The following is a 16,428-nucleotide window of genomic DNA, read 5'->3' as shown; positions in this document are numbered from 1 at the left end:
TATCGGGCCCAACTCATCAAGCGTACTTGGCAACCACCTTCTCGGCCTCGCCGCGCGGGACCTCTTCGTAGTGGTCGAACTGCATCGTGAAGTTCGCGCGCCCTTGGGTGAAGGAACGCAGCTGGTTCACGTAGCCGAACATGTTGGCGAGCGGCACCATCGCGTTGATGACGTTCGCGTTGCCGCGCATGTCCTGGCCCTGGATCTGGCCGCGGCGGGAATTCAGGTCGCCGATGACCGAACCGGTATAGTCCTCCGGGGTCACGACCTCGACCTTCATCACCGGCTCGAGCAGGACCGAGCCGCCCTTCTGCAGGGCCTCGCGGAGCGCCGCCCGCGAAGCGATCTCGAAGGCCAGCGCCGAGGAGTCGACCTCGTGGTAGGCGCCGTCGACCAGCTCCACCTTGATGTCGACCACCGGGAAGCCCGCCAGAATACCGGCGGTCAGCACGCTGTTGAGGCCCTTCTCGACGCCCGGGATGTACTCCTTGGGCACCGAGCCGCCGACGATCTTCGACTCGAACGCGTAGCCGGCACCCGGCTCGTTCGGCTCGACCACGAACTTCACCCGCGCGAACTGGCCGGTACCACCGGTCTGCTTCTTGTGGGTGTAGTCGATCTCGGTGCGCTTCGTCAGCTTCTCCCGGTACGCGACCTGCGGCTGGCCGATATTGGCCTCGACCTTGTAGGTGCGCTTCAGGATGTCGACCTTGATGTCGAGGTGAAGCTCGCCCATCCCCTTGAGGATGGTCTGGCCCGATTCCTGGTCGGTGGAGACCCGGAAGGACGGATCCTCGGCGGCGAGCTTCGAGAGCGCGATGCCGAGCTTCTCCTGGTCCGCCTTGGACTTGGGCTCGACGGCGATCTCGATGACCGGCTCCGGGAACTCCATCTTCTCGAGGATCACGGCCTTGGTCGGATCGCACAGCGTATCGCCGGTGCGGGTATCCTTGAGACCCGCGAGCGCCACGATGTCACCGGCGAACGCCTCCTTGATGTCCTCGCGGTTGTTCGCGTGCATCAGGAGCATGCGGCCGACCCGCTCCTTCTTGTCGCGGGTCGAGTTGATGACGTTCGCGCCCGAATCGACCTTACCCGAATACACGCGGCAGAAGGTGATCGTGCCGACGTGGGGATCGTCCATGATCTTGAAGGCGAGCATGGAGAAGGGATCGGAGTCGAGCGGGCGGCGAACCACCTCTTCCTCGGTCTTGTAGTCGATGCCCTTGATCTCGCCGCGGTCGGCGGGAGACGGCAGGTAGTCGACGACGCCGTCGAGCAGGGGCTGCACGCCCTTGTTCTTGAACGCCGAGCCGCACATCACCGGGTGGAAGGCGCGGCGCTGCACCGCCGTCCGCACCAGCTTGCGCATGGTGTCCTCGTCCGGCTCGGTGCCGTCGAGGTAGGCGGCCATGGCGTCGTCGTCCATCTCGACGCAAGCCTCGACCAGCTTGGTGCGGTACTCCGCAGCCTGGTCGGCGAGGTCAGCCGGGATCTCCTCCTCGGAGTAGTTGGCGCCGAGCGCCTCACCCGACCACACGATCGCCTTCATCTTGATCAGGTCGACGACGCCCTTGAACGAGCTCTCGGCGCCGATCGGCAGCTGCAGGCACACCGGCTTGCCGGCGACGCGGTCGATGATGTCGGCCACGCACTTGAAGAAGTCGGCGCCGATCTTGTCCATCTTGTTGACGAACACGATGCGCGGCACGTCGTACTTGTCGGCCTGGCGCCACACCGTCTCGGTCTGCGGCTCGACGCCCTGGTTGCCGTCGAGCACGCAGACGGCGCCGTCGAGCACGCGGAGCGAGCGCTCCACCTCGATGGTGAAGTCGACGTGGCCGGGGGTGTCGATGATGTTCAGGCGCTTGTCGCGCCAGAAGCAGGTGGTCGCAGCCGAGGTGATCGTGATGCCACGCTCCTGCTCCTGCTCCATCCAGTCCATGGTGGCGGCGCCCTCATGGACCTCGCCGATCTTGTGGGACTTGCCGGTGTAGTAGAGGATCCGCTCGGTCGTCGTGGTCTTGCCGGCATCGATGTGGGCCATGATGCCGAAGTTGCGGTAGTCCTCGATCGCGTGCGTGCGGGGCATCGGGGGGCTCCTGAAGAAGTGGGCCGCCGCGCTGTAGAAGGCGGCGGCGAAGCGGCTTTTACCAGCGGTAGTGCGAGAACGCGCGGTTGGCCTCGGCCATCCGGTGGGTGTCCTCGCGCTTCTTTACGGCGTTGCCGCGGTTGTTGGCGGCGTCGAGCAGCTCGGCCGACAGGCGCTCGACCATGGTGCGGTCGTTGCGCGAGCGGGCGGCCTGGATCAGCCAGCGGATCGCCAGCGCCTGGCGGCGCTCGGTGCGGACCTCGACCGGGACCTGGTAGGTCGCGCCGCCGACGCGGCGGGAACGCACCTCGATCGCCGGGGCGACGTTGTCGAGGGCGGCGCGGAACACCTCGATCGGGTTCGCCTTGGCGCGGGCCTCGATGATGTCGAACGCGCCGTACACGATGGTCTCGGCGACCGACTTCTTGCCCTCATACATCACCGAGTTCATGAACTTGGTGAGGACGACGTCGCCGTACTTGGCGTCGGGGATGATCTCGCGCTTCTCGGCGCTGTGGCGGCGGGACATCGCTCGCTCCGTCTCTAAGGTCTAAAAATCAACTGTTGTGCCCCAACGCAGGCCGCCTGGAGCCCAACGGGCCGGCGACATCCTTGCGGGACAGGCGATCGTTCGTCTCGGTCGTCGTCTTACTTCGGACGCTTGGCGCCGTACTTCGAGCGACGCTGCTTGCGGTTCTTGACGCCCTGGGTATCGAGCACGCCGCGCAGGATGTGGTAGCGCACGCCCGGAAGATCCTTCACGCGGCCGCCGCGGATCATCACCACGGAGTGCTCCTGAAGGTTGTGACCCTCGCCCGGGATGTAGCCGATGACCTCGAAGCCGTTGGTCAGGCGGACCTTGGCGACCTTACGAAGCGCCGAGTTCGGCTTCTTCGGGGTCGTGGTGTAGACGCGGGTGCAGACGCCACGCTTCTGCGGGCAGGCGTCAAGAGCCGGCACCTTGTTGCGGGCCTTCTGCGCCTTCCGCGGATTGGCGATCAGCTGGTTGATCGTCGGCATGCCATTCCTCTCGCAACGCGTCGCCGTCCTGGCGACCGTCGTTTCTCAAATCTCGTCTGAACGACCGTCGCTCCGGAATGGAGCGCAACGCAAATCGCGCCCCAGGCTGAAACCAGCCTTTGGCGCGCCATGCGAGCAGAGGACCACCGGAGGACGAGCCCCAGCGATCATGCCGGTCTGACACGTGTCAGTCGCTTGAAGTTCGGTCGCGTTTAGGAGACTTGGATCGAGGCACGAGGGGCACGTCGATCAGCTGTCGCCTACGGCCAGCCGTTCAGTAGGAGGGGCTATTACGGGCTCGTCACGCGATCGTCAAGCAGAAACTTTCCCTTAAAGCTTGGCTGCTTACGCGAAAAGGCCGGCGCCCCCGCGAGGGAGCGCCGGCCTTTTTTGTCGTCGGGTCGGCGGGCGCTGGCGCCCGCCGGACTCCCCTGCCCTATTCGGCGGCGGGGAGGTGCTCGGCGACCGCCGCGCCGCTCTCGGCCGACTTCTGGGCCATGATCAGCCCGTCGCGGCGGCGCGCGATCGACTTGATGTCGGAGATCATTGCGCCGGTGCCCGCCGGGATCAGCGACCCGACGATGACGTTCTCCTTCAGGCCCTCGAGGTTGTCGACCTTGCCGTTGACCGCCGCCTCGGTGAGGACGCGGGTGGTCTCCTGGAACGAGGCCGCCGAGATGAACGAGCGGGTCTGCAGCGAGGCCTTGGTGATGCCGAGCAGGACCGGGACGCCCTGGATCGGCTTTTTGCCCTCGGCGAGCAGCTTCTCGTTGAACTCGGCCAGCTCCATTCGGTCGATCTGGTCGCCGGTCAGGATCTCGGAATCGCCGCCGTCGGTGATCTCCACCTTCTGCAGCATCTGCCGGACGATGACCTCGATGTGCTTGTCGTTGATCGACACGCCCTGGAGCCGGTAGACCTCCTGGATTTCGTTGACGAGGTAGGCTGCAAGCTCCTCCACGCCCTTGATCGCCAGGATGTCGTGCGGCGCCGGGTTGCCGTCGACGATGAAGTCGCCGAGCTCGACCACGTCGCCGTCCTGCAGGTGGATGTGCTTGCCCTTCGGGATCAGGTACTCCACCGGCTCGGAGCCGTCATGCGGGGTCAGGCTCAGGCGGCGCTTGTTCTTGTAGTCGCGCCCGAACGAGATCGTGCCGGACTTCTCGGCGATGATCGCCGCGTCCTTCGGCCGGCGCGCCTCGAACAGCTCCGCCACCCGCGGCAGACCGCCGGTGATGTCGCGGGTCTTGGCGCTGTCGGTCGAGACGCGGGCGAGGATGTCGCCGGCCTTGACCCGGGTGCCCGGATCGACGCCGATGATCGCCTCGACCGGCAGGATCGAGCGGGCATCCGAGCCGCGCGGCAGCTTCTGCACCCGGCCGTTCTGGTCGTGGATCGCGAGCGCCGGACGCAGGTCCGCCGTCCGCGCCGAGCCGCGCCAGTCGATGACGACGCGCTTGGCGATGCCGGTCGATTCGTCGGTCGTCTCGGTGATCGACTGGCCGTCGATCAGGTCCTCGTAGGCCACGATCCCGTCGATCTCGGTCAGGATCGGCCGGGTGTAGGGATCCCACTCGGCGATGCGCTGGCCGCGCTTGATCGCGTCGCCCTCGTCGACACGGACGCGGGCGCCGTATTGCAGACGGTGGACCGCCCGCTCGGTGCCGTCCGGCCCGACGATCACCACCGCCACGTTGCGGCCGATGGCGACGAGGTCGCCGTCCGAGTTGCGGGCGAGGCCGCGGTTGCGGATCCGCACCGTGCCCTCGAAGCTCGACTCGATGAAGGACGAGTCGGCGATCTGGGCCGCGCCGCCGATGTGGAAGGTGCGCATCGTGAGCTGGGTGCCCGGCTCGCCGATCGACTGCGCCGCGATGACGCCGACGGCCTCACCCATGTTGACGGGCGTGCCGCGGGCGAGGTCGCGCCCGTAGCAGGTGGCGCAGACGCCGTTCCGGGTCGCGCAGACCAGGACCGAGCGGATCTTCACCTCCTGGATGCCGGCCTTGGTGATCGGCTCGAGGTGCTTCTCCTCGATCGTCTCACCCTTGGCGACGATGATCGAGCCGTCATTGGCGATCAGGTCCTCGGCCGTGGCGCGGCCGAGGATGCGGGTCGCCAGCGAGGCCACGACCTGGCCGGCATCGATGATCGCGCGCATCCGGATGCCGCTCTCGGTGCCGCAATCCACCTCGCGGATCACCGCGTCCTGGGCCACGTCGACGAGGCGGCGGGTCAGGTAGCCGGAATTCGCGGTCTTGAGCGCGGTGTCCGCGAGGCCCTTGCGGGCGCCGTGCGTCGAGTTGAAGTACTCGAGAACGTCGAGGCCTTCCTTGAAGTTCGAGATGATCGGGGTCTCGATGATCTCGCCCGAGGGCTTGGCCATCAGACCGCGCATCGCCGCGAGTTGCTTCATCTGCGCCGGCGAGCCACGGGCGCCCGAGTGGCTCATCATGTAGATCGAGTTGACCTGCTTGTCGGCGCCGTGCTCGTCCTTCTGCACGGACGAGATGCGGTTCATCATCTCGCCGGCGAGACGGTCGGAGCACTTGGCCCAGGCGTCCACGACCTTGTTGTACTTCTCGCCCTGGGTGATCAGACCGTCCTGGTACTGCTGCTCGTAATCCTTCACGAGCGTGCGGGTCTCGTCGACGATCGACCACTTGTTGTCCGGCACCACCATGTCGTCCTTGCCGAACGAGATGCCGGCGCGGAAAGCGTGGATGAAGCCGAGACCCATGATGCGGTCGCAGAAGATCACCGACTCCTTCTGACCGCAATGGCGGTAGACGGTGTCGATCATCGCCGAGATCTCCTTCTTCGTCATCAGCTTGTTGACGACGTCGAAGGGGACGCGCTTGTGGCGCGGCAGCACGCTGGACAGGATCACGCGGCCCGGCGTGGTGTCGTAGATGCGGCTGACCTCGTTGCCCTCGGAATCGAGGCCGCGCCAGCGCCACTTGATCTTGGTGTGCAGCGTGACCGTGCGGGCCGCGAGCGCGTGCTCGAGCTCCCCGAAATCGCCGAAGACGCCCTTCATCGGGTTCTTCGGATCGTTCGGCTTGTGCTCACCCGGCGAGCCGTCGGCGACGATCGACAGGTAGTAGAGGCCGAGCACGATGTCCTGCGACGGCACGATGATCGGCGCGCCGTTGGCCGGATGCAGGATGTTGTTCGTCGACATCATCAGGACGCGCGCTTCCAGCTGCGCCTCCAGCGACAGCGGGACGTGCACGGCCATCTGGTCGCCGTCGAAGTCGGCGTTGAACGCGGCGCAGACCAGCGGATGCAGCTGGATCGCCTTGCCCTCGATCAGCTTCGGCTCGAACGCCTGGATACCGAGGCGGTGCAAGGTCGGCGCCCGGTTCAGCATCACGGGATGCTCGCGGATCACCTCGTCCAGGATGTCCCAGACCTCCGGCTTCTCCTTCTCGACGAGCTTCTTGGCCTGCTTCACCGTGGCCGAGAAGCCCTTGGCGTCGAGGCGCGCGTAGATGAAGGGCTTGAACAGCTCGAGCGCCATCTTCTTCGGCAGCCCGCACTGGTGCAGCTTCAGCTCCGGGCCGACCACGATGACCGAGCGGCCGGAATAATCGACGCGCTTGCCGAGCAGGTTCTGGCGGAACCGGCCCTGCTTGCCCTTCAGCATATCGGCGAGCGACTTCAGCGGGCGCTTGTTGGCGCCCGTGATGACGCGGCCGCGACGGCCGTTGTCGAACAGCGCGTCGACCGCCTCCTGCAGCATCCGCTTCTCGTTGCGGATGATGATGTCGGGCGCGCGCAGCTCGATCAGCCGCTTGAGGCGGTTGTTGCGGTTGATGACGCGGCGGTAGAGGTCGTTGAGGTCCGAGGTCGCGAAGCGGCCGCCGTCGAGCGGGACGAGCGGGCGCAGGTCCGGCGGGATCACCGGCACGACGGTCAGGATCATCCACTCGGGCCGGTTGCCCGACATCTGGAACGCCTCGATGATCTTGAGGCGCTTCAGCAGCTTCTTGGGCTTCAGCTCGGAGGTGGTGGTGGCGATCTCCTCGCGCAGGTCGGCCGCGATCTTGTCGAGGTCGAGCTCCTGGAGGATGCGCCGGATCGCCTCCGCGCCGATCATGGCGGTGAAGCTATCCTCGCCGTACTCCTCCTGCGCGCGCAGGTACTCCTCCTCCGAGAGGAGCTGACGCTCCTTCAGCGGGGTGAGGCCCGGCTCGATGGTGACGTAGGACTCGAAATACAGGATGCGCTCGAGGTCCTTGAGCGCCATGTCGAGCAGCAGGCCGATGCGGCTCGGCAGCGACTTCAGGAACCAGATATGGGCGACGGGCGCGGCGAGCTCGATATGGCCCATGCGGTCGCGACGGACCCGCGCGAGGGTGACCTCGACGCCGCACTTCTCGCAGATCACGCCCTTGTACTTCATGCGCTTGTACTTGCCGCACAAGCACTCGTAATCCTTGATCGGCCCGAAGATCCGGGCACAGAACAAGCCGTCACGCTCGGGCTTGAACGTGCGATAGTTGATGGTCTCGGGCTTCTTGATCTCGCCGTAGGACCAGGACAGGATCTTCTCAGGCGACGAGATCGAGATCTTGATCTGGTCGAAGCTCTGAGGCTGAGCCTGCTGGTTGAAAAGATTCATGACCTCTTGGTTCATGATCTGCTCCTTGGCTGACGGGGCGCCGCGAAGGGCCGGGCCGGGGCCGCCGTCTGAGGGAAACGGGTTTCGGCGGCCGGGGCCCTCGTGGAGAGGGCCCCGCCGCCGTCGTCAGTTGGTTGGTTTGGGACGAGCCTACTCGGCCGCCTCCGGGGGCGCCTCGAGCTGGTCGTTCGCCGCGCGCTTGGAGGACAGCAGCTCGACGTTGAGGCCGAGCGACCGCATCTCCTTCACCAGCACGTTGAAGCTCTCCGGGATGCCCGCCTCGAAGGTGTCGTCGCCGCGCACGATGGCCTCGTAGACCTTGGTGCGGCCGGCGACGTCGTCGGACTTCACCGTCAGCATCTCCTGCAGCGTGTAGGCGGCGCCGTAGGCCTCGAGCGCCCACACCTCCATCTCGCCGAAGCGCTGGCCGCCGAACTGCGCCTTGCCGCCCAGGGGCTGCTGGGTGACGAGCGAGTACGGACCGATCGAGCGCGCGTGGATCTTGTCGTCCACCAGGTGGTGCAGCTTCAGCATGTAGATGTAGCCGACCGTGACCTTGCGGTCGAAGGGCTCGCCGGTGCGCCCGTCATAGAGCGTCGACTGGCCCGACCGGTCGAGACCGGCCATCTCCAGCATGGTCTCGATGTCGGCTTCCTTGGCGCCGTTGAACACCGGGGTGGCCATCGGGACGCCGCGGCGCAGGTTGTTGCCGACCTCGGCGAGATCCTGGTCGGTCAGGCCGGCCAGCTCGGACTCGCTGTAGATCGCCTTCATCCGCTCGCGCAGGGGCTCGATGTCGTGGGTGCGCAAGTAAGCATCCACGGCCTGCGAGACCTGACGGCCGAGGCCCGCGGCGGCCCAGCCCAGATGGGTCTCGAGGATCTGCCCGACATTCATCCGGCTCGGCACGCCGAGCGGGTTGAGCACGATGTCGGCGTGGGTGCCGTCCTCCAGGAACGGCATGTCCTCGATCGGGACGATGCGCGACACGACGCCCTTGTTGCCGTGCCGGCCCGCCATCTTGTCGCCGGGCTGGATCTTGCGCTTCACCGCCACGAAGACCTTGACCATCTTCATGACGCCGGGGGGCAGCTCGTCGCCGCGCTGCAGCTTCTCGACCTTGTCGAGGAAGCGCTGCTCGAGGCGCTTCTTCGACTCGTCGTACTGCTTCTGCATCGCCTCCATCTCGGTCATGAGACGGTCTTCGACGACGGCGAACTGCCACCATTGCGAGCGCGGGTAGTCGGCCAGCAGCTCGCGGGTCAGCAGGGTCTCCTTCTTGAAGCCCTTCGGGCCTGCGACCGGCGACTGGCCGACCAGGAGATCGCCGAGACGCGCATAGGTGTTGCGGTCGAGGATCGCCTGCTCGTCGTCGCGGTCCTTGGCGAGGCGCTCGATCTCCTCGCGCTCGATGGCCTGGGCGCGCTCGTCCTTGTCGACGCCGTGGCGGTTGAACACCCGGACCTCGACGATCGTGCCGGTGACGCCCGGCGGCACCCGCAACGAGGTGTCGCGCACGTCCGAGGCCTTCTCGCCGAAGATGGCGCGGAGGAGCTTCTCCTCCGGCGTCATCGGGCTCTCGCCCTTCGGGGTGATCTTGCCGACCAGGATGTCGCCCGCGTGGACCTCGGCGCCGATATAGACGATGCCGGCCTCGTCGAGGTTCTTGAGCGCCTCTTCCGAGACGTTCGGGATGTCGCGGGTGATCTCTTCCGGACCCAGCTTGGTGTCGCGGGCCATCACCTCGAATTCCTCGATGTGGATCGAGGTGAACACGTCATCCTTCACGATCCGCTCGGAGAGCAGGATCGAGTCCTCGAAGTTGTAGCCGTTCCACGGCATGAACGCGACGAGCACGTTGCGGCCGAGCGCCAGCTCGCCGAACTCGGTCGAGGGACCGTCGGCAATGATGTCGCCCTTCTTCACCACGTCGCCGACGCGCACGAGCGGCTTCTGGGTGATGCAGGTCGACTGGTTCGAGCGCTGGAACTTCTGCAGCCGGTAGATGTCGACGCCAGGCTTCGAGGCGTCGGCCTCGTCGGTGGCGCGGATGACGATACGGGTCGCGTCGACCTGATCGATGACGCCGGCGCGCCGGGCGCCGATGGCGGCCCCCGAATCGCGCGCGACCACCGCCTCCATGCCGGTGCCGACGAAGGGCGCGTCGGCGCGGACAAGCGGCACCGCCTGGCGCTGCATGTTCGATCCCATCAGCGCGCGGTTGGCGTCGTCGTTCTCGAGGAACGGGATCAGCGCCGCGGCGACCGACACGAGCTGCTTGGGGCTCACGTCCATCAGGTCGACCCGCTCGGGGCCGACGACGATCACCTCGCCCGCCCGCCGGCAGACCACCAGGTCTTCCGTGAGCTTGCGGTTCTCGTCCATCTGCGCGTTGGCCTGGGCGACGTGGTACTTCGCCTCCTCCATGGCGGAGAGGTAGGCGACCTCGTCGGTGACCACGCCGTCGCGCACGCGGCGGAACGGGGTCTCGATGAAGCCGTACTTGTTCACCCGGGCGAAGGTGGCGAGCGAGTTGATCAGGCCGATGTTGGGGCCTTCCGGCGTCTCGATCGGGCAGATGCGGCCGTAATGGGTCGGGTGCACGTCGCGCACCTCGAAGCCGGCGCGCTCGCGGGTCAGGCCGCCCGGGCCGAGCGCCGAGAGACGGCGCTTGTGCGTCACCTCGGAGAGCGGATTGGTCTGATCCATGAACTGCGACAGCTGCGACGAGCCGAAGAACTCGCGCACCGCGGCCGCCGCCGGCTTCGCGTTGATCAGGTCCTGCGGCATCACGGTGTCGATGTCGACCGACGACATCCGCTCCTTGATGGCGCGCTCCATGCGCAGGAGACCCAGACGGTACTGGTTCTCCATCAGCTCGCCGACCGAACGCACCCGGCGGTTGCCGAGATGGTCGATGTCGTCGATCTCGCCCTTGCCGTCGCGGAGATCCACCAGCGCCTTGACGACCGCCAGCATGTCCTCGCGCCGCAGCGTCCGCACGGTGTCGGCCGCGTCGAGGTCGAGGCGCATGTTCATCTTCACCCGGCCGACGGCCGAGAGGTCGTAGCGCTCCGCGTCGAAGAACAGCGAATGGAACATCGCCTCGGCGGTCTCGAGCGTCGGCGGCTCGCCCGGGCGCATCACCCGGTAGATGTCGAACAGCGCACCCTCGCGGGCCGAGTTCTTGTCGACGGCGAGCGTGTTGCGGATGTAGGGGCCGATATTGACGTGGTCGATGTCGAGGACCGGGATCTCCTCGATGCCGACGTCGGTCAGGCCCTTGAGGACCTTCTCGCTGATCTCGTCGCCGGCCTCGGCGTAGATCTCGCCGGTCTTGTAGTTGACCATGTCCTCGGCGATGTACTGGCCGATCAGGTCCTCGTCGGTGGCGCGCAGCGCCTTCACGCCCTTCTCGGCGATCTGGCGGGCGTTGCGGGCGGTCAGCTTCTTGCCGGCCTCCAGCACCACCTCGCCCGAATCGGCGTCGATCAGGTCGGCCGAGGCCTTGAAGCCCTTCAGCCGCTCGGCATCGTAGGGCACGCGCCAATCGTGCCCGTCACGCACGTAGGTGACGCGGTTGTAGAAGGTCGACAGGATCTCTTCACCGTCGAGGCCGAGCGCGAAGAGCAGCGAGGTGACGGGGATCTTGCGCTTGCGGTCGATGCGGGCGTGCACGATGTCCTTGGCGTCGAATTCGACGTCGAGCCAGGAGCCGCGATACGGGATGATGCGCGCCGCGAACAGGAGCTTGCCCGAGGAGTGGGTCTTGCCCTTGTCGTGGTCGAAGAACACGCCCGGCGAGCGGTGCATCTGCGAGACGATGACGCGCTCGGTGCCGTTGACGATGAAGGTGCCGTTCTCCGTCATCAGGGGCATGTCGCCCATGTAGACGTCCTGCTCCTTGATGTCCTTGACCGACTTGGCACCGGTATCGGGATCGACATCGAACACAATCAGCCGCAGGGTCACCTTCAGCGGGGCGGCGAAGGTGATGCCGCGCTGGCGGCACTCGTCGACGTCGTATTTCGGCTGCTCGAACGTGTACTTGACGAACTCGAGGAGCGCGGTCGAGGAGAAGTCGGAGATCGGGAAGACGGACTTGAAGACCGATTGCAGGCCCTCGTCGGCGCGCCCGCCTTCGGGCTCGTCCACCATCAGGAACTGGTCGTATGACGCCTTCTGGACCTCGATGAGGTTCGGCATCTCGGCGACTTCCCGAATCTTGCCGAAGAACTTGCGAATGCGCTTGCGACCGACCAGCGTGTTGGCCATGGGTTGACCTCGCTCCTCATCCACCGCTTATACGGCCCCGGTGGGACGCTGGCCGAATCGAGCCCGCATCAACCTGCCGTCACCGCGCGGACCGCCCGTGCACCGGCCGCCCGCATCCCTTGAAAACCTATATGGTGATCCGTACCCCGGATCCCGAGGGGGTGCGCCAAGTGTCTCTCATGAAACTCCCGATCACCGTCGTCGCTCGCTTGTGGCCACGTCGGCGCAGCGGGAGTTTCATGAGAAGCACTTGAAGCGACCATAGCCCGCGAGCGCGAGGCCCGCGGGCTGGTGGCCCCGGACCGGCCTGAGACCGGTCCGGAGCGCGCGGCGGGCCGGGTGGCCCGCCACCGACTTACTTGAGCTCGACCTTGGCGCCGGCCTTCTCGAGCTGGGCCTTGAGCTTGGCGGCGTCGTCCTTGGACACGCCCTCCTTGATCGGCTTCGGAGCGCCCTCGACCAGGTCCTTGGCCTCCTTGAGGCCGAGGCCGGTGATCGCGCGGACCTCCTTGATGACCTCGATCTTCTTGTCGCCGGCGGCGGCGAGCACGACCGTGAACTCGGTCTGCTCCTCGACGGGGGCGGCAGCGGCGCCACCGGCCGGGCCGGCAGCGACGGCGACGGCGGCAGCGGCCGAGACGCCCCACTTCTCCTCGAGCATCTTCGCGAGCTCGGCGGCCTCGAGAACGGTCAGCGAGGACAGGTCGTCGACGAGCTTGGCAAGATCAGCCATTTTTCACTTCCTGATGTTGTCGGTTTGAACGGTTTGGTCTCGAACAGCCCGTTAGGCCGCTTCGTCGGTCTGGGCGTCGCCGGTCTTGGCATAGGCCCCGAACACGCGCGCGAGCTTGGCGGCCGGCGCGTTGACGACCTGGGCGATCTTGGTCGCGGGAGCCTGGACCAGGCCCACGATCTTGGCGCGCAGTTCGTCGAGGGACGGCAGCGAGGCCAGGGCCTTCACGCCGTCCGGGTTCAGGGCGGTCGTCCCCATGGCTCCGCCGAGGATGACCAGCTTCTCGTTGGCCTTGGCGAAGTCCACCGCCACCTTGGCGGCCGCGACCGGATCGCTCGAATAAGCGAGCAGGGTCGGGCCCTTCAGGAGGGGCTGAATGGAGGCGACGTCCGTGCCTTCGAGAGCGATGTTGGCGAGGCGGTTCTTCGCGACCTTCACGGTGGCGCCGGCCTGCTTCATCTGCGAGCGCAGCTTCTGCATGTCGGCGACCGTGAGGCCCTTGTAGTGGGCCACGACGACGACGGAGGTGCTGGTGAACACCCCGTTGAGCGTCGAGACGAGATCAGCTTTTGCTGCTCTGTCCACCTTGGCTCTCTCCGGTTGGCGGAACCCGGATGGGCCCCGCCGGTTGCAGTTGCCGCCCAGGATGAGCCGGGGCCTTCACAGGAAGACCGCGGCGTCCCGAACGACGCTTTCACGGCCCTGCCCCCGATGCCAAGGACCGTGCGGTCCCTCGCCTCGGGCGAGATGGTTCAAACCGACGCCCCGCTTGACCCGGGTAAGGCCAGGGGGCGGTGAAACTCGGTCTTCCCCGTCTGTGCAGGCTTTGCGGATTAAGCCGGCGGATGCCGGCGCCTGCAGTCTCGGACAGGACATGGCCGGACGGGGCGCGAGGGGTTTCCCCCTGAGCCCTTCCGGCCACTCTGGTCACCCGGTCGCCCGGGGACCTCTCTCCAGGACCGGCCTGTCGGCCGAATCCTTTCGATCTCGGAAACGTGGAGCCGGGTCTATAGCGGCGTGCAAACGCCCTGCCAAGTGCCCCGGCAGGGGAAATTTCGCCCGGCACGAGGAAATTCGGTCGCAGGGGCGGATTTCCCGTCAGACCCTCCAGGTCATGCCGTTGGATTCCCGACCTTCGCGGCTCACGCCAGACTCGTGGTCGTCGCGGCTCACGCCGCCTGCCGGGCCCCTCCCCTCGCGGCGGCCTCCGCCTTGGCCTTGTCCTGTGCCGCGTAGAACGAGGCGTTGTGCTCGCCGCGCAGCGCCTCGCGGGTGAAGCGGATCAGGTGGTGGGCGACGAAGCCCATGTTGAACACCGCCTCGATCTGCCCGCGCTTGAGGGCGTATCCCGCCGCGCGCCAGAACGGCTTGCGGTAATCCGAGAACAGGCCGACCCGGGTGACGATGTTGAAGCCGAGGATCAGGCCGCGGCGCAGGTTGGTCAGCGTCAGCTTGCCGGCCGTCGGCGTGGTGATCCGGTTCGGGTAGGTGACGTCGCATTGGCGCTTGAAGCGCTCGAACAGCTGCTCGGGCGAGTAGGCATGGGCGATGGCCCGGCGCCAGGATCGCACCACGTCGTCGTGCGGTCGCTTGAACAGCACGTTCGATTCGAGGCTGGCATCGTGGACGAGCCGGCCCTCGCGCTCCAGGCGGTCCCAGAGCGGGGTCTTGGGCAGGGCCTGGAGCAGGTTGATGGTGAGGACCGGAATCGCCGAGCGGTCGATGAAGTCGATCAGGTTCTGCTCGGACTTGTCGGTGTCGGTGTCGAGGCCGAGGATGATGCCCGAGGTCACCTCCAGCCCGTAGGAGTTCAGGGTCTCGATCGCCTCGTACATCGGCACGGCGGCGTTGTGGGTCTTGTCGATGCCCTTGAGCGCGTCGGCCTCCGGGGTCTCGATGCCGACGAACACCGTCATGAAGTTGGCCTGGCGCATCAGCTCGAGGATCTCGGGCTGCTTGGCCATGTTCAGCGTCGCCTCGCAGGCGAACTGCAGGGGATAGTTGTTCCGCTTCTGCCACTCCACGAGGTGGGGCAGCATCTCTCGGGTCGCCTTGCGGTTGCCGATGAAGTTGTCGTCGACGAAGTAGACCACCGCCGGGTGAGCGGGCTGCGCCACGATCGCGTCGAGTTCGGCGCAGAGCTGCTCGGGCGTCTTCAACCGCGGCTGGCGGCCGTAGAGCTGCGGGATGTCGCAGAACTCGCAGCGATAGGGGCAGCCCGACGAGAATTGCAGCGAGCCGATCAGGTAGCGCTTGAGCGGCACCCGCTCGTAGGCCGGGGCCGGGAAGTCGGAGAGCGCGAGCCGGTCGGCGGTCTCGAAGCGCTCGGGCTCTGCCGGCACCGCCACGGTCTCGTCGAGGCGCCGGATCAGCCGGTCGGTGGCGTCGCCGATCTCGCCGAGATGGAGGTAGTCGAAATCCGGGTACTTCTCCGGCGCGCCGGAGACGGACGGGCCGCCGAGGACCGCGACCTTGCCGGCGGCATGGGCCCGGCGGCCGATCTCGTGGATCTGGCCCTCCTGGATATGCATGCCCGAGACGAAGACCGCGTCGGCCCAGGCGAAATCCTCGGGACTGGCCCGAGCGATGTTCTCGTCGATGAACCGCACCTCCCATGCCTCCGGCATGTAGGCGGCGATCACCAGGAGCCCCTGCGGCGGCATGAAGGCCTTGACGCCGCCCATCAGCGGATAGGCGTGCGAGAAGGTGCCGAACGAGGGCGTGTAGGCGGGGAAGACGCAGAGGATGCGTCGCGAGGAGGAGACCGGGACGGTGCTGCGCATGGGGCCTTATCTAGCACAGCGTCGCCGGAAGGCTGCCCCGGCGCGTCAGCTTTTCGCGCAATGCGGCCGCCGGCCGGGCCCCCTGATGCCGCAGGGTCAGACGACCGGGCCGGCCCCAACGCGAAACGCCCGGTCCGTTGCCGGACCGGGCGCCTCAGATCGGTGTCGCGACCGTCGCGCCGGCTCAGGCGCCGGCGGAGACCAGCACGCTCGAGGGATCGACCTTCACGCCCGGGCCCATCGTCGAGGAGACGGCGATGCGCTGGATGTAGGTGCCCTTGGCACCGGCGGGCTTCGCCTTGGCCACGGCATCCGCGAAGGCACGGATGTTCTCGACGATCTTCTGCTCGTCGAACGAGACCTTGCCGATGCCGGCGTGGACGATGCCCGCCTTCTCGACGCGGAACTCGACCGAGCCGCCCTTGGCGCCGGCGACGGCGCCCTTCACGTCCATGGTGACGGTGCCGACCTTCGGGTTCGGCATCAGGCCGCGCGGGCCCAGCACCTTACCGAGGCGGCCGACCAGCGGCATCATGTCCGGGGTGGCGATGCAGCGATCGAAGTCGATCGTGCCGCCCTGGATCGTCTCGAGCAGGTCCTCGGCGCCGACGATGTCGGCACCGGCGGCCCGCGCCTCGTCGGCCTTCGGGCCGCGGGCGAACACCGCCACCCGCACGGTCCGGCCGGAGCCGTTCGGCAGGTTGCAGACGCCGCGGACCATCTGGTCGGCGTGGCGGGGATCGACGCCGAGATTCATCGAGACCTCGAAGGTCTCGTCGAACTTGGCCTTGGCCCGCTCCTTGATCAGCTTCACCGCCTCGTCGAGCGGATAGAGCTTGGTGACCGCGATGCCCTCGCGGGCGGCGCGGATGCGCTTGCCTGTCTGTGCCATGTCGCC

9 protein-coding genes are annotated in these 16,428 nt (G+C 66.9%); all 9 read right to left on the bottom strand.

Going from position 1 to position 16,428, the window contains the following annotated elements; translation table 11 throughout:
* Positions 1-16: 16 nt before the first annotated feature.
* On the bottom strand, positions 17-2,092 hold the full coding sequence (gene fusA / locus AC3AOF_RS18905) for an elongation factor G (RefSeq protein ID WP_236989404.1): 2,076 nt from the start codon (positions 2,090-2,092) through the stop codon (positions 17-19).
* Between the two features lie 58 nt (positions 2,093-2,150).
* Positions 2,151-2,621 (bottom strand): 30S ribosomal protein S7, encoded by a 471-nt coding sequence (gene rpsG, locus AC3AOF_RS18900; protein WP_048429407.1) that lies wholly within the window; start codon positions 2,619-2,621, stop codon positions 2,151-2,153.
* 119 nt (positions 2,622-2,740) lie between these two features.
* Positions 2,741-3,112, bottom strand: coding sequence for a 30S ribosomal protein S12 (rpsL, locus tag AC3AOF_RS18895; RefSeq protein WP_048429408.1), 372 nt, complete (start codon positions 3,110-3,112; stop codon positions 2,741-2,743).
* A 436-nt stretch (positions 3,113-3,548) separates the two neighbouring features.
* On the bottom strand, positions 3,549-7,754 hold the full coding sequence (gene rpoC, locus AC3AOF_RS18890; RefSeq protein ID WP_236989405.1) for a DNA-directed RNA polymerase subunit beta': 4,206 nt from the start codon (positions 7,752-7,754) through the stop codon (positions 3,549-3,551).
* A 135-nt stretch (positions 7,755-7,889) separates the two neighbouring features.
* Positions 7,890-12,014, bottom strand: coding sequence for a DNA-directed RNA polymerase subunit beta (rpoB, locus tag AC3AOF_RS18885; protein ID WP_236989406.1), 4,125 nt, complete (start codon positions 12,012-12,014; stop codon positions 7,890-7,892).
* 355 nt (positions 12,015-12,369) lie between these two features.
* The gene (gene rplL / locus AC3AOF_RS18880; protein ID WP_236989407.1) at positions 12,370-12,747 is read right to left on the bottom strand and encodes a 50S ribosomal protein L7/L12; all 378 of its coding nucleotides are present in this window, start codon (positions 12,745-12,747) and stop codon (positions 12,370-12,372) included.
* Between the two features lie 51 nt (positions 12,748-12,798).
* Complete coding sequence (rplJ, locus tag AC3AOF_RS18875) at positions 12,799-13,332, bottom strand: 50S ribosomal protein L10 (protein WP_203157569.1); 534 nt, start codon at positions 13,330-13,332, stop codon at positions 12,799-12,801.
* Between the two features lie 584 nt (positions 13,333-13,916).
* The gene (locus AC3AOF_RS18870) at positions 13,917-15,530 is read right to left on the bottom strand and encodes a B12-binding domain-containing radical SAM protein (protein ID WP_236989408.1); all 1,614 of its coding nucleotides are present in this window, start codon (positions 15,528-15,530) and stop codon (positions 13,917-13,919) included.
* Positions 15,531-15,714: 184 nt separating this feature from the next.
* Positions 15,715-16,422 carry a 50S ribosomal protein L1 gene (gene rplA / locus AC3AOF_RS18865; RefSeq protein WP_048430286.1) on the bottom strand — a complete coding sequence of 236 codons (708 nt, stop codon included), beginning with the start codon at positions 16,420-16,422 and terminating at the stop codon, positions 15,715-15,717.
* Positions 16,423-16,428 lie beyond the last annotated feature (6 nt).

It is taken from the genome of Methylobacterium sp. 142-1Y (genome assembly GCF_057747795.1).
The sequence above is the reverse complement of the archived record's forward strand: the minus strand, read 5'-3'. Positions and strand labels throughout refer to the sequence as shown.

Bases quoted from the DNA above. Each gene is read 5' to 3' on its own strand.
- AC3AOF_RS18870 (WP_236989408.1), bottom strand. From the start codon at position 15,530: ATGCGCAGCACCGTCCCGGTCTCCTCCTCGCGACGCATCCTCTGCGTC.
- rpoB (WP_236989406.1), bottom strand. From the start codon at position 12,014: ATGGCCAACACGCTGGTCGGTCGCAAGCGCATTCGCAAGTTCTTCGGC.
- rpoC (WP_236989405.1), bottom strand. From the start codon at position 7,754: ATGAACCAAGAGGTCATGAATCTTTTCAACCAGCAGGCTCAGCCTCAG.
- rpsG (WP_048429407.1), bottom strand. From the start codon at position 2,621: ATGTCCCGCCGCCACAGCGCCGAGAAGCGCGAGATCATCCCCGACGCC.
- rpsL (WP_048429408.1), bottom strand. From the start codon at position 3,112: ATGCCGACGATCAACCAGCTGATCGCCAATCCGCGGAAGGCGCAGAAG.
- fusA (WP_236989404.1), bottom strand. From the start codon at position 2,092: ATGCCCCGCACGCACGCGATCGAGGACTACCGCAACTTCGGCATCATG.
- rplL (WP_236989407.1), bottom strand. From the start codon at position 12,747: ATGGCTGATCTTGCCAAGCTCGTCGACGACCTGTCCTCGCTGACCGTT.
- rplA (WP_048430286.1), bottom strand. From the start codon at position 16,422: ATGGCACAGACAGGCAAGCGCATCCGCGCCGCCCGCGAGGGCATCGCG.